A 20361-nucleotide genomic window follows, 5' to 3' on the forward strand; every position below is an offset into this window, starting at 1 on the left:
CGGGCGTCTGCGTCACGGACGCGCTCCCGGCGACACCGTGCTCGGCATCGCGCCGCTTGCCGGATTTGCGAGCGCCGGTTGCGGCGCGGTTTGCGGCATCGTCTGCGGCACCGGTTGCGTCGTGGGCTGCACGGAGGCTTGCGGCACGGCCTGCGGCGGTACCTGCTGAGGAACCTGTTGGGGCGCCTGCTGCGGCATCATCTGCTGGCGGCGCATCTGGTTCAGGTCGAACAGGTTCAGCGCCGGCACCCCGCCCTGGCTCGGGCCGAGCGGCATCGGCGGCACGACCGGATCGTCGCGATCCTTCATGATGTTGTTGTCCGAACGGTACGCACCCTGCACACCCTGGATGTAGTCGTAGCGGTTCGCGGTGACGGCCTGCGTGGTGCCGTGGTCGCTCAGGATGACCGGGCGCAAAAATACCATCAGGTTAGTCTTGTTGCGGGTCTTCTGCTCGGAGCGGAACAGCTGGCCCAGCCACGGAATGTCGCCGAGCAGCGGCACCTTGCTGTTGTTGACCTGATAGTTGTCCTGCATCAGGCCGCCGAGCACGATGATCTCGCCGTTATCGCACAGCACGCTCGACTGGATCGAACGCTTCGTGAATTCCGGGCCCGCCGGGTTCGTCGCCGCGTTGTTCGTACCGTTCACGATCGCCGAATCTTCCGTGTAGAGCTGCAGCTTCAGGATGCCGCCGTCGGTAATCTGCGGCTTCACGTGCAGCGTCAGACCGACGTCGACACGGTCGAACGTATTGAACGCCGCGCTCGTCGTGCCGCTCGTCAGGTTCGAGTACGAACCGGTCTGGATCGGCACGTTGGTACCGACGATGATCTTCGCTTCTTCGTTGTCGAGCGTGATCAGGTTCGGCGTGGACAGCACGTTCGCGTCGGCGGTCTGCGACAGCGCCTGCAGCAGCGCGCCGAGACCTTGCACGCCGAAAATGTTGTGAATCCAGCCGACGTTGAGGCCCTGTTGCAGGCCCGAGCTGGCCAATGCCGTCGCGAGGCCGCCGGTCGAGCCAGCCGCCGCGGCTGCCGCGGTCAGGTTGATGATACTGTTGCTCGAGCCCGTCTGGAGGTTCGTGCCCGCAAACACCGAGTTGTTCGCGACCTGCCACTGAATGCCGAGGTTGCCGCTCGTATTCGAGTTCAGCTCGACGATCAGTGCCTCGATATACACCTGCGCGCGACGCGCATCGAGCTGGTCGATCACCGCGCGCAAGTTGCGGTACACCGCTTCAGGCGCCGTGATGATCAGCGAGTTGGTGGCGGGATCGGCCGTGATCATGCCGCCGCCCTGGTCCTCGCTCTTTTCCTTGTCGCTGCCGAGAAAGCCGCCACTACTACCGTACGAGCCCGAGGCGCCACCGCCCATCGGTGAGTTCATCGAGCTGCCGCCGAGGCCGCCAGACGGCAACGGCGGCGTGCCCGACGTGCCCGTCGCATTGCTGGTGTTCGACAGACCGCCGCCACCACCACCACCACCACCACCACTGGTGTTCTGGTTGAACGAGTTCGCCTCGTTCGTGCCGCCCGACGAGCCTTCGCCGCCGCCCTTGCCGAGCATGTTGCGAAGCGTGCGCGCGAGCTTGGTCGCGTCCGCGTTGCGAAGCGGCACGACGTGAATGTTGCCCGGCATCGTGGTCGGCACGTCGAGCTGTTTCGCGAGCTCCCTTGCCGCCGCGAGACGGGCGGTGTTCGACGCGCGCATCAGCAGCGAGTTGGTGCGCGGATCCGACGAGATCGACACCTTCAGCGTCGCATCCGTGCTGCCGATCGAGCCCGGGTCCAGCATCTTGTTCATCTGCTGCGCGATGTCGATCGCATTGGCGTTCTTCAGCGGCACGACTGCGACCGACTGGCCCGCCGCGCTATCGACGCCCGCGATGATCTGGGCAATGCGCCGCACGTTGTCGGCGTAATCGGTGACGACGATCGTATTGTTGGCGGGGTACGCGGCGACGGTGTTGTTCGGCGAGATCAGCGGACGCAGTACCGGCAGCAGGTTGTTGGCCGATTCGTTCCTCAGCGTGAAGACCTGCGTGACAATCTGGTCGCCGCGCGCCGTCGGCGCGTTGCCGACGTAGGTCGGCACGCCTTGCAGCTTGGCGTCGGCCTCGGGCACCACTTTCAGCACGCCATGATCCTGCACGAGCGCGAAGCCCTGCATGCGCAGCGCTGACTGTAAGGTTTTGAGTGCCTGATCCTCGGGCACCGCGTTTTCGGACACGAGGTTCAGTTGCCCCTTCACCCGCGGATCGACAATGATCGTCTTGCCGGTTGCAGCGCCGATCGCTTTCGCGACCTGGTCGATGTCGGCGTTGACGAAGTTCAGTGTCACCTCTGCCTGTGCTGTCTGCGCGGTGATCAGTCCAGCGACCAGCAGCGCCGTTGCCACGCGACGCAAACCCATACAATTTCTTCTCATGGAATGTGATATCGATGCCGGCAGCCGCAGCCGTCGACCGACTTTGTCAACCTGGCCAAATTCCCGAAAATTTTCACCGCGAAAGTGGGAAATTGCTGCACCGAGTGCGGGAAAAGCCAGATACATAGCCCATGTCGGCGCCCGCAAACGGCTGCGGAGTGGGATCTGCTTGTGAGCGGTTTCGCCAGGTTGACAAAGCCTTCTGGAGCTTCATGAGCATGTCGCCGAAGGCGCTTCATAACAGCTGGGGCCAGTGGCCCCAGCTGAACGCTAATAGCGCTCAATCGTCATCGTCATCAGCGGTCGAAGCCTGTTGCGCCACCGCCAACGGCATCAACACCTTTGATTCGCCCGGATAGGGCCGCTTGAATCCAGTAGCCGAATACCAGATTGCGTGGTTGAGCATATTCGGGTTCTCGGAATCGGGTTTGGCCTGCTTACCCGCAAACATCTTCGTGGACGCCAGGGACCACGCACGTTCGATCTCAAGCTCAGCTATTGAACCAGGGTTCATCTGGTTCAACGGAATCTGATTCTGCAGCGCGGTGTACGGAGTGAAGTCGGGGTAGTCCGTAAAGACAGTCGACATCGGCGTCGCCGATTGATCGAACTGAGTCATCGGCGTAATACCGAGAATTTGCTCGATCGTGCGATCGACGTTGATCTGCGTGTAGTACGTGTGATCGATGAACCCTTTCCGCTTTGCGTAAGGGCTCGCCACGAGCACCGGCGAACGGTGGCCATCGACATGGTCCACGCCATTCTGTGCATCGTCCTCCTCGATGAAGATCGCGGAGTCCTTCCAGAACGGGCTGTGGCTGACCGCGTCGACGAGCCGCCCGATCGCCAGGTCGTTGTCCGCCACGTCCGCTTGCGGCGTGGGCGAGTTGGCCGCGGTTCCCCCCGTATGGTCCTGGGGCAGCGTCATGACGATCAGCTGCGGGAGGTTGTTCTGCTGAACGAATTTCTTGAACTCCATCAGGAACATATCCATGCGGTATTGATCGGGAATACTTGTGTTGAAGCCCGGAAACTGATGGTCGAGGAGGGCATTGAGCGAGGGGATCTGCGTGGACTGATAGAAGCCGCCGATCGGCACGTGAAGGCTACCTTGCTTTTTGCCTTCGAGGATAAGCGAGTCGTTATACCAGTCTTGCCAGCTACCAGAGCTGTACCCGGACTGCACGGTTTCCTGATCCGAATATTCGCCGTAGACCCGAACGGACAGATGCTTCTTCAGTGCGGCGTTCCAAAGGAAACCCTTTGGACCATAGACCATGCTGTCGCCACCGTTATACGGATAGCTGCGCACGAAATCGGCACCGCCCTTTTCGATGTAGTCGGGGGCAATTCCTTGCACGATCCATTGGTGACCGTCCGCGGACTGACGGCCTCCCACGTAGAAATTATCGAGCAACGGAAACTGGGTGGCCAACGCGTGGTGGTTCGGCGTGACATTGGCGCCGAAATCCACGAGCGATGGATCGCTGTTGCCACGGCCGATATCGCCAAGTACCTGGTCGTAGGTGCGGTTTTCCTTCACTACGAGAATGACGTGCTTGATCAGCGAAGGCTCACCGATGACATCCGGAATTGCATGCGAACGAGCATTCTGATCCGGCCGGTCGCTGCCGTCGCCGCTGTGCCAGCCGTTGTTCTTGAAGACTTGCTTCGTGTAGCTCGCCAATGTGTCGTTCGACGGCACCGGGATCACCGAAGCGGTTCCGGAATCGGCATAGGCGCTGTGTCCAACATGATCGAGGATTTGTCTCTGCGCGCCGAGCGAACCGGTGCCTTTCACATTTCCGACGAGCAGCTGATTGGTCGCCGGGTCGTAGGCAATACTGCCCGGAAACCAGCCGGTCGGGATCAGTCCTTCGAGGCCGAATTGGCCGCGGTCGCCGTTACCGAAAGCATGTTCGCCGGCGGCTGCGGCAGCCTTCGCAGCCTGCCAGTCATAGACCGCGATCGCATTGTTGGTTCCGAGCGCGACATACAGCTTCTTTTGCGGCGTCATCACCAAACCGTTTGGCGAACTGCCGAACGTGGCACCGTCGAATGGCCGAATGGGCAGCGTCTGCACGACCCAGTTCGTCCGCGTGTCGATTACCGAAACCGAATCGCTGTTGGTGTTGGCGACGAACAGGTAGGGGCCGTCGACCGTCATGGACGTCGGGTGAAGCCCGACGGAGATGTTCTGAATCGTCCGCCCGTTATTGAGATCGACCACCGATACCGTACCGGTAGCGGCGGCGCCGGTCTCACGATCGGCAACGATGTTCGTGCCGGATGAGTTGACGGTGAAGTCACCTGAAGTAGCCGTCCGGCCACCTTCATTGCTGACGTACGCTCTGTCGCCCACCACGACGACGCTGTTCGGCGCGTTGCCGACGGCGATCTGCCCGACGTACTTCTGCTGAGTCAAATCGATGACGCCGAGTGCATTGTACCGATTTATTGCCACATACAGCCTGGTGCCATCAGCAGACAACGCCAAGCCGGCGTTGTTCGGAACGGTATACCCATTGTTGTTGAACGCCGCGTCGTTCGGAACCGTAATCACGGTGTTGGACGAAAGGGTTCCGTCTGCGGCGACAGTGGCAACTACGATGTTGCCGCCGTCCTGCGAGGCATACAGCGTCTTGCCATCGGCCGAGTAGAGCAGCCCGGCGATGGCACCGCTAGTGCCACCCTGCGGTATGAATTCCTGGATTTCAGTGCGAGTCGCCAGATTCATGATCCGGATCGGCGCTCCGGAATCCATGGTCAGTGCGGCGGCGGTCCTGTTGTCTGGCCGAATGGCGACGGCGTTGACACGGGTCTGCGGCAACGGGATCTGCATCCCGGCCGGGGTGATGACCTGGTTGACCGAGGTTACGACAGAGCCATCTGTCTGAACGCCAACCTGATAGGTCGCCACAGCAGAATTCTCTAGCAGTTGCGCAGATGCTTGCCCTGCCACGCCAAGCGCCAGCAGCGCTGGTAAGAAAGTCGAGTTTTTCACTGAAGTACTCCTGGAGGGGAACGACAATCCATCTCACCGATGATTGCAGCCTGCAAGCCGGAATTCCTATAGAGCGAACATTGGATGTGCTCGCGTTCGACGCGAGAGACTTTTTACGCAATTGGTGTGACGCTGCCGTGTCATGCGGGGAGGAAATGAAAACTATGTCGTCAAGCGACGACAGACGTTCACAACAACGTCCGTTAGGCTAGTATCGGAAATGACGTAGCTCGTTTTTCTGTCCTTTGGAGCGTTTATTCAGCATCGAGTGCGACGAAGAAAGCAGCGATGAAGTCGTCACCTGAGGACATATTTCGGCGCCGATGGGCGACAAGTGAGACTCACACGCTGACTAATCAGGCTTCCGTTCTGCACTTCGTCGCCGGGCACGCATGAAACAGGATTTTGTTCGGATGGGGGTATTGCAAAGAGAACGCGACTTGCGTAGAGCGCTAACGATGAAAAACAACCCCCAGCTGAAGCTGGCAAAATTCCGCCGGCAACAATAACAAGTTGCTTACACAACCAGTTAATCCGCATTTCTTCGCCACACGTTGATTCACGTTTCTGACATGCGCAAACGTTAAATTTCACTGGCTGAGGAACAGGAAAGCTCAGTACAAGAAGCTCCAATATTAAGATCAGGGCCAACAGAACAGATCTGAGAAGGTCAGTTCAGGAGCAGAGATTTCAATTCTGATTGTCTTCTGGAGATACGAAATGAAAAAATGCAGTGCGATTCAGTCTGGGGTTACATTAGGATTACTGATTGGTGGCGTACTTTTCCCAAGCCTTCAGGCAGGCGCAGCACCTCAAGGCAACATGGAACTGTTGCCTACCGGCCAGTTCGTCTCCCCCCGAGCCATTCCGGGCGCCGTCCAGCAGTTGCTGAACCCGCAACTTTCGGCCAAGCCGACTCAGGTGGTCAGCGGTGCCATCAAGTCGCAGCTCAGCCCGGACGGCAACACGCTGGCCGTGATCACCGCTGGCTATAATACCGTCTACACCGGCGCGAACAACGGCACACTGGACAACGGCGACTCGACCCAGTACATCTTCATCTACGACGTGTCGGGCGCGAGCAAGGCGAGCCCGAAGCTGGTGCAAGCCATTCACCAGAACAACGCGTTCGATGGTCTCGCCTGGAACGGCAACCAGACCCTGTACGGCACCGGCGGCGCTGACGACACGGTCTATGTGTACAACCGCGCGTCGGCTGCGCCGTCGGCCCAATGGTCCCAGACCACGGCCATCGCGCTGAACCACACCATGGGTATCGGCTCCGGCGTGAAGCCGAACGCTGGCGGCCTGGCTGTCTCTGCTGATGGCCGGACCCTGGTCGTTGCCAACAACTACAACGATTCGATCTCCATCATCGACACGGTCTCGAAAACGCTCGTGTCGGAATATGACCTGCGTCCGTTCAACACGTCGGGCCAGCAAGGCGTCGCCGGCGGCGAATACCCGTGGGCGGTTTCGCTGAAGGCCGACGGCACGGCGTTCGTCTCGTCGGTGCGTGATCGTGAAGTCGTGGTGCTGAACCTGGCGAACCCGGCTGCGCCGCAATTCATCACGCGCATCCCCATGAAGGGCAATGCGTACGGCATGACGCTCTCGCCGGACCAGTCGAAACTCTACGTCGCGGTGTCGAACGCCGACCAGATTGCCGTCATCGATACCGTCAGCCACAACGTTGAGAAGACAATCGACATCGCCAGCCAGTCCGGCGACGGCAACGACCCGGGCGGCGGCAACAACAAGAAGTACAGCGGCCGCGATACGGTCAATGTGACCGTATCGAAGGACGGCAAGACCCTGTATGCCGTCAACAACGGCGACAACTCGATCGCTGTGATCTCGCTCACTGGCGAGAACGGCTACCATGTCAACGGTCTGATCCCGACCGCCTATGCGCCGAAGGACATCACGCTGAGCGCCGATGGCTCGCAGATGTACATCATCAACGGCAAGTCGGTCACTGGCCCGAACCCCCTCTACACGGCAGGTACCAAGGCACAGTATCAGTTCGGTCTGGAACAGAGCAGCCTCGTCAGCGCCCCGGTCCCGACGGGCGATGTGCTTGCCGGGCTGACCACCCAGGTGGACGAAAATAACCACTACTCGATGAAGGAAACGGATAGCGATCGCGAGACGATGAACTTCCTGCGCGCTCGCATCAGGCACGTGATTTACGTCGTCAAGGAAAACCGGACGTACGACCAGATCCTCGGCGACCTCGGGAACGGCTCGAACGGCGATCAGACGCTGACGATGTTCGGCAAGGCCACCACGCCGAACTTCCACAACATCGCCACCAACTTCGTCACGCTCGACAACTTCACCGATCCGGGCGACGGTTCGATGGACGGCTGGTCGTGGGTGCAGCATGCGCACGTCACACCGACCGAGGAAGTTTCGCAGCAGGAGGACTACGCTGGCGTCAGCCGCGGCATGGCGTATGAATCCGAAGGCGACAACCGCGGTCTGCCGGTTGGCCTCGCGACCACCGCCATGCGCGACTTCGCCACGAATGGCAGCTACACGAGCGCTACGTCGGCGCTGCCGGGCGGCGCGGCCAATGCGCTGCCCGGCATCGCCGACGTGACGGTGCCGGATGCGCCGTTCGGCTATCAGAAGGCGAGCATCTACGACGCGGTTCTGCAAGCCGGCGGTTCGGTCCGCAACTACGGTGGCATGGTCAACAACGTCGGCACGATCGGCACGATCGCCAACCCGCTGCTCAACCCGGCCGGTACCAACAACGTCCAGGCTCACCCGCTCAAGCCGTCCCTCGTGAACCTGACGGACCAGTACTACCGCGGCTTCGACCAGGCCTATCCGGACACCTTCCGCGAACTCGAATGGAACCGCGAGTTCCAGCAGTACGTCGCGAATGGCCAGCTCCCGGCGTTTGAATTCGTCCGCATGGGCTCCGACCATACCGGCAGCTTCGCGCAGAACGTCGGCCAGATGGGTTCGGTTGAGCAGCAAGAAGCCGATAACGACTTCGCGGTTGGCAAGCTGGTGGAGACGGTCGCGCACAGCCCGTATGCGCAGGACACGCTGATCGTGGTGGTCGAGGATGACTCGCAAGCCGGTTCCGATCACGTTGACTCGCACCGCTCGACGGCTTACATCGTCGGCGCGTATGTGAAGAAGCACGCCGTCGTCAGCACCGCCTACAGCCAGGTCAACGCGCTCCGCACCATGGAAGACGTGCTCGGTACCCAGCACATGGACCTGAATACGGCCTACGCCAAGCCGATGACCGACCTGTTCGACACGAAGTCGGACGGTTCGTGGACATACACGGCCGCTGCTTCGACGATCCTGAAGGGCACGAACGTGGGCAGCGTGGCCAGCGGCACCGACGGCAACCAGTTTGCCCAGGGTGAAGACATTCATCCGCTGCATGACGCGACGTACTGGGCGAACGCGACGAAGGACTTCGACTTCTCCAAGGAAGATCGTATTCCGCCGGAGCTGTTCAACCGTGTGCAATGGAAGGGCGTGATGGGCGACAAGCCGTATCCCGTCCCGCACTCGATCTACTCGAAGGTCGCGGCTGACGGCACGAAAACGGTCGCGGCTCTCGACGACGACGACGACTAAGCAGGTCGTCGCATTGTCAGGTTCGAGCGCATCGGGCAGCTTGCATTGCCTGATGCGCGAGATCCGAAGTAGCCAGTCACGGCGGGGCGGCTGTCCCTACGGACGGCCGCCCCGCCGACTTTCTCACTACCGTCTAAAAGAATAGCCAGCACCGCGTGAAGCCAACGAACTTATCAAGGTCCCGAACCACAATTGCCGTATCGACGCTATTTGCCGCTTTGTCATTCCCCCATGCGGCGAAGGCTCAACAAGCTCAACAGGAGCAGCCTCAGCAAGCACAAGGTCAACAGACGCAAATCCCGCAGACGCAACCTGCGGGCACGCTCGGTGAGATTTCCGTCAACGCAGCGACGGCCGCAGCCGAGCGCGACCATAACGTCAACGACCCGTATCAGGTCACGGGCGTCAGCAAGACGGGTACCGCGCTCGGCGACCTGCCGATGAGCGTGCAGGAAATTCCGCGCGGGCTGCTCACCGAGCAGGGCGCGACCAGGCTGCAGCAGAGCGTCAGCAATGCGAGCGGCGTGAACGTCGGCGGCCCCGACGCCAAGGGCTTCTTCGATCACTTCATGATTCGTGGACTGCAGGCGCAGGTCTACACGGACGGGTTCTCCGACGGCGACCAGGTGAACGGCGTTGTTCATTCGCTGAACGGCGTCGAGCGCGTCGAGATTCTGGAAGGGCCGGGTTCGGCGCTGTTCGGCAGCGGGCCGCCCGGTGGCACGATCAACATCGTCCACTACACGCCGTCCCCCCAGTTTCATTACGGCGCCGATGTGCAGGCCGGCTCGTTTGGCACGGTGACTGGCAGCACATACGCCACCGGGCCGACGGGCATTCCCGGTCTCGACTATCGCGTCGACGCGACGGGCGCGACCTCGGACGGCTTCCGCGATCTCGCATACTGGAACAAGGAGATCCGGACGGCATTTCAATGGAAGCTCGGCGACCACAAGTTCGACTTCTCGATCGAGGCGCAGGACACGCGCTCCACGCCCGATTCGTACGGCCTGATCTATCTCAACGGCACGCCGATCCATGGCGTGCCGATCGACGCAAAATATTCGACGCCGTTCGCTTTTGCGCGCTCGAATTACGTGCGCCCAACGCTGACCGACGCGTGGCGGGTCAGCGACTTCCTGACGATCAACAACCGCCTGTCGTTCCTGCATCGCAGCCTCGACTTCGATGGCAACGGCGACAGCTCGAGCACGAAAGTCGTCGGCGATGAGGTCGTCCACCGGCAGTTGCGCGACCAGAACGATTCGGACAACACGTTCGACTACCAGTTCGAGCCCGTGTGGAAGTTCAAGACGGGCAGTGTCGGCCATACGCTGCTGACCGGCTTCGAGTACATGCATCAGACGATCAATACCGATCGCGCGACGGCGGACCTGCCGAACATTCCGGACGTGTTCGCGCCGGTGCCGCCCGAAACGTCGATCGCGAGTCTCACGTTCCTGTGCGATTCGAAGCACTCGTGCGACAACGATCATCTGGTCGGGAATTTCTACAGCCTGTACGCAACCGACCAGGTGGACGTGACCGACCAGCTGAAGCTTCGCGCGGGCGTGCGCAAGGACTGGTGGGACACGGCGCTCACGCCGAACATCACGGTGCCCGGCCGCGTCGACAACGAAGGCCAGCCGGTACTCGCGGGCCACACCTACACGCGCAACGACGCGCCCGTGAGCTGGAATATCGGCGCGCTGTACAAGCTCACGCCGTGGATGTCGCCGTATTTCGGCATCTCGCGCAGCTACCTGACGAACTTCAACTCGGAAAACACGCAGACGGGCATCGGCGAGCCGGAATCGGCGCTGCAATACGAAGTGGGCATCAGGTTCTCGTTTCTCGACGACCGATATGTGCTGAACACTGCGCTGTTCGATGTGTCGCGTGACAACGTGGCTTCGCCGCTGACGCTCAACGGCATCGAAACGGTCGTGTTCGACGGCCAGAAGTCCCGGGGCGCCGAGGCGTCGCTCGACGCGAGCATCATGCGGCAGTGGCACGTGATTGCAAACTTCACCGCACAGCACGCCTATGTCACGGACAACCCCCAAGGCGTATCGGCCGTCGGCAACAATCCTCAGGACGTGCCCGCGTACATGGCGAACCTGTGGACCACCTACGACTTCTCAATTTACGGCGTGCCCGGCTTTCATGTAGGAGCCGGCGTCAATTACATGAGCCGTGTCTACAGCGACATCACGAACATCAACTCCGTGCCCGCCTACGTGATCGCGAATGCGGCGTTCGGCTATCGGGCGCAGCACTGGGGCGTGGACCTCAACGTCCACAACCTCACCAACCGGCGCTACTTCGTCGCCGCGAACATGGCGGGCGCTTATGTTGGCGAGCCTTTGAGCGCATACGTCACCCTGCATGCGGATTTTTGAGGAGGACCGAATATGTCGATGGATACCCTGTTACGCGTTGCCCAACATTCCGGCGGTGTGCTGTATGTGATCGCCGCGCTGCTGTTCATCTCGCTGACCGTCGTCATCGAGCGGCTGTGGTTCCTGCAGCGGGTCACGCGCCATGCGCATGCAGCGCTCACAGAGCTGGACGGATACAAGGCACTCAACGCGAGGGCGCTCGCGGCCTGGGCTCAACGGCACGACGGGCTGCCGACGGGCAGCGTGATTGCAACCGCGGGCCGGCTCGCCGGACGCGCCGATCGCGACACGCTCGCCGCGAGCCTCGAGGAAGCGGTGATGCGCGAAGCGCCGCGCATCGACCGCTTCCTGTGGGTGCTCGATACCGCCGTCACGCTTGCGCCGCTGCTCGGCCTGTTCGGCACGATCGTCGGCATGTTCGACGCGTTTCAGGTGCTGTCGAATCCGGGCAACGCGCCGACCCAGGTGACGGGCGGCGTCGCCGAGGCGCTGATCGCGACTGCGTCGGGCCTGTTCGTTGCGATGATCGGACTCGTGTTCTTCAATGGCCTGCATAGTCGCGTGCGACTCGTCGTGCATCAGCTCGATACGCTGAAGACCGCGCTCGTCAATCGCCTGACCAGCGGCATCCCGGATGTCCACGTCGCGCGGGACGCGGAAGCGGAAACCCCGCACGGGGTGATCGGGTCGCTCGCGCGGCGGGGAGCATGACGTGAGGTACTTCGAGGCACGCAAGGCGCGCATCGAGATCATTCCGATGATCGACATCATGTTCTTCATGCTGGTGTTTTTCATCATGATCACGCTGCACATGATTCCGAACGCGGGCCTGCGCATGCGGCTGCCGTCGAGCGCGAGCGCGCAGAGCGTGCCGCCGCCGAAGGTGACGGTGACGCTCGCGGCCGACGGCAGCGTATCCGTCGACGGACACACGTTCAGCACTGCGGACCTGACGGCTTTGCTCGCGAAGCGCCCCGATCCGGCGCATACGGTGGTGACGATCGAGGGCGCCTGGGACGCGCAGTTGCAGAAGCTCGTGAACGTGATGGATGCGTGCCGCGCCGCCGGCGTGACGCAGGTGTCGCTGGCCGCGCAACCGGAAAAGGTGGATTGACATGTCGTCGATGCCGACCGACGCACAGCGTGCACCGGATGTCGGCACGCGCGCGCCGCTCTATGTGTCGGCCATGCTCGCGCTGGCCGTCGAGGCGCTGCTGCTCGCGGGCGTCGGCGCGTGGCTGATTCATCCGCGCATCTCCGCGCCAAGGCAGCCCGAGCCGATGACGATCACGCTAGCGTCGCCTGCGGCCCCGGCGCCGAAGCCCGCGCCCATCCCCGCGCGCGCAGTGTCGAAGCCGATGCCGAAACCGGCCGTGCAGCCGCGTCGCGCTCCTGCGGTGCATCAGGCGCGCGTCGCGCACGCGGCGCCGCCGAAGCCGCAGCCGGTCACGCCACCGTCCGTGCCGGCTACGGGGCCGGACACCATGCCCGCACCGGGAGCCGCGCCGGCCGAACCCGCCCCCGCACCGGGTCCCACGCCAGCCGTCCCCGCTTCGGCCCGCCCCGACGCGAGTTTTGAGGCCGCTCTGCGCGCCGCGATCGAAGCGGCGCTGCGCTATCCAGAATCGGCCCGCATGGAAGGGATAACCGGGCGGACGCTCGTCGGGTTCGTCTATCGCGACGGCGCAGCGTCCGACATACACGTCATGACGTCCAGCGGCATGGGCCTGCTCGACCACGCCGCGCTCGCGGCCGTTCGCGACGCCGTATGCCCGCCTCCGCCGCATGGGCTTGGGGGCAAGAGTCTGCCAGAGCAGCTGTGGGTCGATTTCACGCTCGACAGCAAGGGGTGAAGACCGTTGTTAGTCCATTGAACGGCACCGTCAACTTGGCGGACTCCGTCTCCGCCAATTGCGGTCCAGGCAAATCTGCCTGGTTCCATCGGACACTCCCAAAGCCTCAGGGCAGCGAGGTTTTGGGGGGTGTTTTTCTTCTTGCCGTTTCCAGTTCATACCGACACAATCGACCCATCCAGTAGGGGTGAGAGTGGGGGTCAGAAATGGCAGCATCCCAATCCAGGCAACTTCATCGGCTGTCCGCGCTGCGCATCGCGAAGCTGATTGATCCGGCTATTACGCTGTAGAGCGTGGCCGCCATCGCCACCCCGAGCCCAACCCATGCCGCAAAGAGCGTCACGAGGCTTCCCGCGTGCGACCCAGAGAACCAGCATGACCGACGCGAGCAGCGAACCCGCCGTCATGACCGTGCGGCCATGCCCGTGATCAATCCACTTCCAACCGGGTACGCGGCGGCCAGCCCGGAAACCAGCAGGCCGAGCGAGAGGGCTGCATTCGTCGATGCCCGGCTCCATCCAAGCTCTTGCTCCATCGGCACCACAAAAAAGCGAAAACGCGTAATAGACCGCCCCCCACGCAACAAGCTGGGCGATCGCCAGCGCCCATGTCGCTGTATTGCTTTCAGACGTGCGATCAGTAGCGGAAAGCTGCATGAGTCAGATACTGGCCTGGTTCACGCGCTTCATCAGTTCCTCGGCGCTTTCCTTGCGTTCGCTATAGCGATCGACCAGGTACGGACCGATATCGCGCGTCAGCAACGTGTACTTCACCAGCTCTTCCATCACGTTCACGACGCGATCGAAATAGGCCGAAGGCTTCATGCGGCCAGCTTCATCGAACTCCATGAACGCCTTGGCCACCGACGACTGGTTCGGGATGGTCAGCATCCGCATCCAGCGCCCGAGCACGCGCATCTGGTTAACGGCGTTAAACGACTGCGAGCCGCCGCTGACCTGCATCACCGCCAGAGTTTTGCCCTGCGTCGGCCGCACTGCGCCAGCTGAAAGCGGAATCCAGTCGATCCGCGATTTCATGATGCCGGTCATCGCGCCGTGGCGCTCAGGCGAACACCAAACCATGCCTTCCGACCACAGCACCAAGTCGCGCAGCTTAGCCACTTTGGGATGCGTATCGGGCGCATGGTCCGGGAGCGGCAGGCCACTCGGATTGAACGTGCGTACCTCCGCGCCCATCGCCGTGAGCAGGCGCGCTGCCTCTTCACTCAACAGGCGGCTGAACGAGCGCTCGCGCAGCGAACCATACAGCAGCAGGATACGGGGCAGATGCGACGAGGCTTTCGTGGCCTGCAGACGCTGGATATCAGGTACGCGGAACAGCGCCGGATCAACCTGCGGAAGGTCAGTCGTGAGATCAGTTACCGGATCGGACACGCTTGCCCTCCGCATCAATGACCACTTCGCCGTCTTCCTTCGTGAACGCGCCGCGTTGAGACTGCGAGGCTTCGGCCATATCGATCTGACGCCGATATTTCCAACGTTCTGTTGGCTGCGTCGCGCGCGGCGTTGTGGTGGTTACGCAACCTACCTGTAATGCTCGGGATCGGTGGCGTGCCCGCGATGCAGCGCCGATGGTCTACACCAGCGTAAGCTGCATAACGACATGCAATTGCACGAGACACGCCATGGAAAACAGAAACAGCAATTCGTCGGCCATCACGGAGAACGCCGTGCCGAGCCGTAGGTTCGTAGCATTGCTGATTTATGTGTTCGAACAGGTCATGCCTAACCCGTCCGTGCTTTCAATCGGCTTGACGCTGGTGGTCTACCATCTGGCCACATTCTTCGCGCCGCGTGCATCGCTGCCGACGATGCCCACTGCCTTGCACGGCGGCACATTCAACATCCCCGGCCTCGCGTTGCAGATGATTCTGATCCTCGCGACCGGCTACGCCATCGCCGATGTGCTGGGCGTGCAGCGCCGGCAACGCGCCCTCGCCGCGCACATCCAGACACCGGCCGCGCCCGTGTTGAGCTGACGGAGATCCCATGTCCATCGAAGAACCCCGCGCACCGGGCGAGCTCAATCCAGAGTTCTACCGTAGGCAGGCCGACGTCTGTCGCACGGCGGGCGACGAACTCGCCGCGCTCGCAAATCTGATCGCCGCTCGAATGCTCGACGCTTTCGCCGCGCAACCGTCCGTCGCACAAACGCGCAATCTGTGTGACGTCGCCACCGGCTATTTCATGAAAGGCGACTACGAGGCCGCTGCGCATTGGTATCGTCTCGTGCTCGATATCGATCCCGATACCGCCGTCGCTTGGTTGAACCTGGCGGCGATCTACGCCGAACAGGACGACGAACACGAGGCCGCGGCATGCCGCGAGCGCGCATACAAGTCTCAGCGCGTGTTCATCGAACAGACGGGCGGCGAGACGCGCCGCGTGTTGATTCTTTGTAGCGGCAGCGGCACCGGCAACGTGCCGTTCGCAGCGTTGCTGCCCGGTACGGTCAATTGCCGCATTAAATACGCAATCGATCACGCCCTCGACGAAGAAGACGCTAATCTTCCGCCGGATGATCTTTATCGATGGCGAGCCGTTCGCGTATCACCTCGCGATCTCGCCACACTGGATGGTCCACTACTTCTCGGCGGATATGGAGGCGCATGCGTGGAAGCGCGATGAAGAGCGCCGGTTTCTCGCCGATCCGCGTGGCGCGATCGGCGACCGCGCTTTACGTGCCATCGCGAAACATCGGCGAACGGCTCGCGCTCGATTACGCCGGCATCGACTTCACGATCTTGCCGGACGGCCGCGTGTTCGTCTTCGAAGCCAATGCAACGATGCTGGTGCATTACGAACGCGACGACGGTCCGCTGAAACACAAGAACGGTCACGTACAACGCATCGTGGACGCTTTCGAGCAGATGATGATTCGCCGATCCCTCTCTCATGCAGGCCCGCGTGATTTACGTCGTCACACAGAGTCGACATGATCGGGCACCGCACCACCTTGGCCACCGTGGCAGCCCCGTCGGGCCTGCTCGCCGAACTACAATGCTGCGAGTTGCGCATAGAGCGGCAAACTGACGGGCAGTTCGGCCTACTATCCCGTCAAAGCATACGAGTCGGTGCAACGAAGATTGGCGTCTGTTCCAATGCCGGATCAACCGGCCGCCCTTCAATATGCAAGTTGCACGACGTGGGACACAAGAGATTATCGGGCGGTCTCAAGTTGGCCGATCGAATATACGACCTGTCAAACCTAAACTGAATCAACGTACTGAGACCGGGTGACTCATGAAGCGATTCGTTGAAGGCGATGACCGCAAGCAGGTCGCACTACTACCCGAATGCGTAGATGACTACATCGGGCAGGACAATCCGGTCAGGGTCATAGATGCCTTCGTCGACGAACTGAACCTTGTGGAACTTGGTCTCAACGGTACTATGCCGGCGCTCACGGGGAGCCCGTCCTACCACAAGAGCGTGATGCTCAAGATCTATATCTACGGGTATCTGAACCGGGTGCCGTCCAGCCGGCGTCTTGAGCGCGAATGCCAGCGCAATGTCGAGCTGATGCGGCTGACAGGACGTCTGCCGCCAGACTTCAAGACGATCGCCGACTTTCGCCGCGACAATGGCCCCGCCATTCGCAACGTATGCCGTCGTTTCGTCGAACTGTGTCGCGGACTGAAGCTGTTATCCGGCGACATGGTGGCAATCGACGGCAGCAAGTTCAAGGCTGTGAACAGCTGTACAGGAACTATACCGCAGGCAAGATCGACAAGCGTCAGCAGCAGATCGAGGAAAGCGTGCAGCGATATCTCGACATGATTGAAACCGCAGACCGGACTAGTCCGGCAGGTTTCGATGTGAAGACCGTGCACCAGTACGAGAAGATCGCGCTGTTGCGCCAGCGGATGCGCGAGCTCGAGCAAATCAAGGAGCAACTGAAGACGCAACCGGATAGACAGCTATCGCTGACTGACCCGGATTCCCGCTCCATGACCAGCGGCGGCAAGAGAACTGGCACCGTCGGCTACAACGTGCAGACCGCCGTGGATACGAAGCACCATCTGATCGTGGAACACGAGGTGACGAATATCGGGGGCGATCAAGGGCAACTCTGCAGGATTGCGAGTTTTGCGAAGAGCGCGATGGGCAAGCTAAAGCTGAAGGTGTTGGCTGACCGCGGCTACTTCAGTGGTCCGGATATCCGTGCCTGTGAACTGGCCGGGATCACTACGTATGTCCCGAAACCACTCACCTCGGCGTCAAGGAAGAAAGGGCTCTTTACCAAACGCGACTTCATCTACGTTCCATCTGAATCCCGATCAGACGGACAACTTCGAACCCATCAAACGTAACCACCAACAGGAGCAAAAAGCCGCCTGAATTTAATCGTTGAGGCGACATCTAGCTTGAAATTTACCGCAACGGGTGTATGAGATCAGGTGTTATGCCAATCAGGCGCCTCGGCCGGATGAATAACTCCGGCCGAAACTGGCAGACATCGGCTCGTAGCAGGAACGCTCGATGCGCGCTCCCTATCCACGGTCGGACCTGACCGGTTCCTTATTTATAAACGGAGGTGCTATGACGCAAATGACCAGGGATGAACCTGACGATTCCGGAAATAGAGGGCAATCAGGCGACGCGGGCCGGGCGGACGAACTCACCCCGGAGCAGGCCGCGCAGCGAGCACTGGATGAAGGCGACAACGAAAAAATCGACAGGGCCCTTGATGAGCTTGACGTTTCAACAACCGAGTCGGGCAAGGATCAAACTTCCAAACCGGATACCGAAGGGTCCAATTCCTCGAGTAAAAATCTTGACGAGCAGAACGAGTGAAAGGGCGGCACCCACGGGTGACCGTAGAGGCGGCGTCTCGATTTACCCGCTGACACTGGCGGCGTCCCAATAAGCCCCCGCTGGCCGCGTATTGAATGACGGACAATAACTGATGAGAGGCGGGCGTTGACGGGCTTGGGCCGAGTGTCGCCAAGGGGTGAATCAGTGCCATCGAAACATCACAGTTCGGAACGCTTAACGTGCTAGTTCCGGTCGTGAGGCGACCCATATTGTTTCAACGGTCACAAGGTGCTGGCGGATGATTCATAGTGGCCGTACCGGGTCATTCGACGGCGAGTGTTCCATCAGCGATCAGCGACCACCGGGGCGGAACCAGAAGGCGCACACTGTTGCCTAGCGGTGGCTCGACCGCGCGAGCGGGCTTCCGGCGAAGGGGTCGTTTTTCCAGTCCGCACCGGTGCGCGTTGCCGGTTGGGCGAGCGCTCCGCACGGAAGCTCAAAGTGCCCGATTGATTGTCCCGCGTTAATAGCCTGTCTAAGCCATTGAGGCATCTCGCCTTCACCGCTCCAGGCATCACCACCCGCGCTACGATAGCGACCCATCTCCGATCCCGCAGGCTTAGTCGCCAGGAAGGTAGCGAGGTCATCGGGGCTGATGCCGAAATCATCCATGCGGTGGCGGAGATACGCAATCATGCTGTCCCGTTTCCGTTCGTCCATAAGGCGTTCCTGTAAAGTATTTTGTTGGCGCTTCTCGTCCATCAGAGGCCGGCGAGGTGCAGGGGTGAAAGGGGCGACATGAAACTGGGCCATGAAACCATCCGCGCCGACCGTGAGAAAGACGCCGTCAAGGGTTGCCTGAAGCCAGCTGGCGCGGAAGAACAGGGAAAGCACGTGTTATTTGAGACTCGCCGCTTCGCATTTCGGTGAAATATCGTCTCCAGCTGCGCCCTGGGTAACGCTTTACAGATGCTGAACAGCAGTCGCGTAGGACTTCGCGGCTTCCTTCAGCAGCCCGGCCGCGGCCTGAACGCGCATGGGCAGCTCGCTCAGCGCGAGCAGGGTGTCCGCACCGTCCAGCCGCCTGCGAAGCTCGACCACGAGATCCATGACGCTGGCGTCACCCACCCGCCGGCGATTGCTTTGTCTGGATCTCCCGGCGACACCAACACCTGACCGGAAGGCAGCATCTTGGGGACATGAGATCCGGCGGTCGAAGGCCGGCGATAGGGGTACGCGCATCACGACGGGACAGATTTCCATCAAACCGGGGGGCGCCACGCATGGCCGCTCGTGCGCTGCAGGCCATGCCAACTTAACCGCGACTGTCGACCCAGCCGCGCGCCCATGCCGTAGCGTGCCCCACAGCCTGTGTTTCGCTATCGAAATAGTCGAGCGCATCAAACTTGTAGCCGACTGGCGCAGCACTGCGGGCGTCACTTCTTGTGAGGAGCAGATTTGCAGCAAACCAGCCGTCAGGTAACCGGTGAGCGGATGGGGAGATCGAATAACCGTTGTACTGGTGAACAGGTTTATTATCTTGCATAAGCGATAACCGACCGCACGACATCATGTCGTACAGGCGACGTAATTAAAAAATGGGGCGAGACGGATCGTGTCGAAAAGACAAATGATGCGCGGGTCGAAACGCGGCGATCAGATCGGGAGCGCATGGCTCCGCGAAGACGCTAGTCAGGCTAACAAGCAAAGGGCCGGTAGACCGGCCCTTGAAATACTTACTGCGGCGAGATGTTCGCGGCCTGCATACCCTTCGGACCGCGCTTTGTCTCGTAGCTGACCTTCTGGTTTTCTGCGAGCGTCTTGAAGCCGTCGCCCCGAACTTCCGAGAAGTGAGCGAACAGATCGTCGCCGCCAGCGTCAGGAGTAATGAAGCCAAAGCCTTTGCTATCGTTGAACCACTTGACAGTACCGGTATCCATGAGAATTCCCTGAAATAAAAATAACAGCTCCGGTGCGGAGCGACAAAAACTTCAAGGAAGAAGAGAGGACAGCGAGTACCGCGCAGAAGAGGCGGAAAATGGTGATCAGCAATCGAGCTTCTTGAATATTTCTGGGTTCACAATATAGTGCCGGAGTGGGTCTGTCAATGCTTTTCGCAATGGGCTCCTCTCTCATTAGACGGTCATTCGACGCAACGTGGTGGAATCTTCATGTTTGGAGGTCAAACGGCCATTCCATCGCGATGACCGGTACGTAATGCAAGATAGGGGTGGTTGCGAGCGACTCTGCGCGTCGACCTTATGGAGCGTTGCTCAAAGGAG

At 60.9% G+C, this 20361-nt stretch carries 16 protein-coding genes and 2 pseudogenes; 10 read left to right on the plus strand and 8 right to left on the minus strand.

The genetic code is table 11. From position 1 onward, the window contains the following. Nucleotides 1-12: 12 nt before the first annotated feature. Nucleotides 13-2415: a type II secretion system secretin GspD gene (gene gspD / locus OKW43_RS38655; protein ID WP_429453890.1), complete on the minus strand. Its 2403-nt coding sequence runs from the start codon at nt 2413-2415 to the stop codon at nt 13-15. Between the two features lie 295 nt (nt 2416-2710). Continuing rightward, nucleotides 2711-5434 carry an alkaline phosphatase family protein gene (locus OKW43_RS38660; protein ID WP_429453892.1) on the minus strand — a complete coding sequence of 908 codons (2724 nt, stop codon included), beginning with the start codon at nt 5432-5434 and terminating at the stop codon, nt 2711-2713. A gap of 822 nt (nt 5435-6256) precedes the next feature. Between OKW43_RS38660 and OKW43_RS38665 the strand changes: the two genes are divergently transcribed. The 5 genes from OKW43_RS38665 to OKW43_RS38685 all read left to right on the plus strand — a co-directional run bounded on the left by OKW43_RS38665 (nt 6257) and on the right by OKW43_RS38685 (nt 13301). Next, complete coding sequence (locus OKW43_RS38665) at nt 6257-9046, plus strand: alkaline phosphatase family protein (protein WP_429453894.1); 2790 nt, start codon at nt 6257-6259, stop codon at nt 9044-9046. 218 nt (nt 9047-9264) lie between these two features. Further along, entirely contained in the window at nt 9265-11448 is a 2184-nt protein-coding gene (locus tag OKW43_RS38670; protein WP_429453896.1) for a TonB-dependent receptor, read from the plus strand. A gap of 12 nt (nt 11449-11460) precedes the next feature. Further along, nucleotides 11461-12159 (plus strand): MotA/TolQ/ExbB proton channel family protein, encoded by a 699-nt coding sequence (locus OKW43_RS38675; protein WP_429453898.1) that lies wholly within the window; start codon nt 11461-11463, stop codon nt 12157-12159. A gap of 1 nt (nt 12160) precedes the next feature. Beyond that, complete coding sequence (locus OKW43_RS38680; protein WP_429453900.1) at nt 12161-12562, plus strand: ExbD/TolR family protein; 402 nt, start codon at nt 12161-12163, stop codon at nt 12560-12562. A gap of 1 nt (nt 12563) precedes the next feature. Continuing rightward, a complete protein-coding gene (locus tag OKW43_RS38685; protein ID WP_429453902.1) occupies nt 12564-13301 on the plus strand; it encodes a TonB family protein in 738 nt (245 codons plus the stop codon). 262 nt (nt 13302-13563) lie between these two features. Here the strand turns inward: OKW43_RS38685 and OKW43_RS38690 are convergent. Together OKW43_RS38690 and arsH are read right to left on the minus strand one after the other, a co-directional pair. Then, nucleotides 13564-13957 (minus strand): annotated as a pseudogene (locus OKW43_RS38690) (MFS transporter); the annotation flags it as partial. Between the two features lie 3 nt (nt 13958-13960). Further along, nucleotides 13961-14710, minus strand: coding sequence for an arsenical resistance protein ArsH (gene arsH, locus OKW43_RS38695; RefSeq protein WP_429453904.1), 750 nt, complete (start codon nt 14708-14710; stop codon nt 13961-13963). Between the two features lie 236 nt (nt 14711-14946). Between arsH and OKW43_RS38700 the strand changes: the two genes are divergently transcribed. The 5 genes and pseudogenes from OKW43_RS38700 to OKW43_RS38720 all read left to right on the plus strand — a co-directional run bounded on the left by OKW43_RS38700 (nt 14947) and on the right by OKW43_RS38720 (nt 18118). Then, on the plus strand, nt 14947-15300 hold the full coding sequence (locus OKW43_RS38700; RefSeq protein ID WP_429453906.1) for a TIGR00366 family protein: 354 nt from the start codon (nt 14947-14949) through the stop codon (nt 15298-15300). A 10-nt stretch (nt 15301-15310) separates the two neighbouring features. Continuing rightward, nucleotides 15311-15949, plus strand: a complete 639-nt coding sequence (locus tag OKW43_RS38705; RefSeq protein ID WP_429453908.1) for a tetratricopeptide repeat protein — start codon at nt 15311-15313, stop codon at nt 15947-15949. Further along, nucleotides 15946-16260, plus strand: a complete 315-nt coding sequence (locus OKW43_RS38710) for a hypothetical protein (RefSeq protein ID WP_429453910.1) — start codon at nt 15946-15948, stop codon at nt 16258-16260. Before OKW43_RS38705 ends, OKW43_RS38710 begins: the two co-directional genes overlap by 4 nt. A gap of 304 nt (nt 16261-16564) precedes the next feature. Next, nucleotides 16565-17595: pseudogene (locus OKW43_RS38715) on the plus strand (IS1182 family transposase); the annotation flags it as partial. Nucleotides 17596-17863: 268 nt separating this feature from the next. Next, nucleotides 17864-18118, plus strand: coding sequence for a hypothetical protein (locus OKW43_RS38720; RefSeq protein WP_429453912.1), 255 nt, complete (start codon nt 17864-17866; stop codon nt 18116-18118). A gap of 354 nt (nt 18119-18472) precedes the next feature. Here OKW43_RS38720 and OKW43_RS38725 read toward each other — a convergent pair whose 3' ends face one another. The 4 genes from OKW43_RS38725 to OKW43_RS38740 form a co-directional block, all read right to left on the minus strand. Beyond that, entirely contained in the window at nt 18473-18799 is a 327-nt protein-coding gene (locus OKW43_RS38725; RefSeq protein ID WP_429454755.1) for an H-NS family nucleoid-associated regulatory protein, read from the minus strand. A 243-nt stretch (nt 18800-19042) separates the two neighbouring features. Continuing rightward, a complete protein-coding gene (locus OKW43_RS38730) occupies nt 19043-19189 on the minus strand; it encodes a hypothetical protein (RefSeq protein ID WP_429453914.1) in 147 nt (48 codons plus the stop codon). Between the two features lie 205 nt (nt 19190-19394). Further along, complete coding sequence (locus OKW43_RS38735; RefSeq protein ID WP_429453916.1) at nt 19395-19625, minus strand: hypothetical protein; 231 nt, start codon at nt 19623-19625, stop codon at nt 19395-19397. Nucleotides 19626-19815: 190 nt separating this feature from the next. Beyond that, nucleotides 19816-20019: a cold-shock protein gene (locus tag OKW43_RS38740; protein WP_025527573.1), complete on the minus strand. Its 204-nt coding sequence runs from the start codon at nt 20017-20019 to the stop codon at nt 19816-19818. Nucleotides 20020-20361: the final 342 nt, after the last annotated feature.

This window comes from Paraburkholderia sp. WC7.3g, assembly GCF_050436345.1.
GTDB lineage: Bacteria > Pseudomonadota > Gammaproteobacteria > Burkholderiales > Burkholderiaceae > Paraburkholderia > Paraburkholderia podalyriae.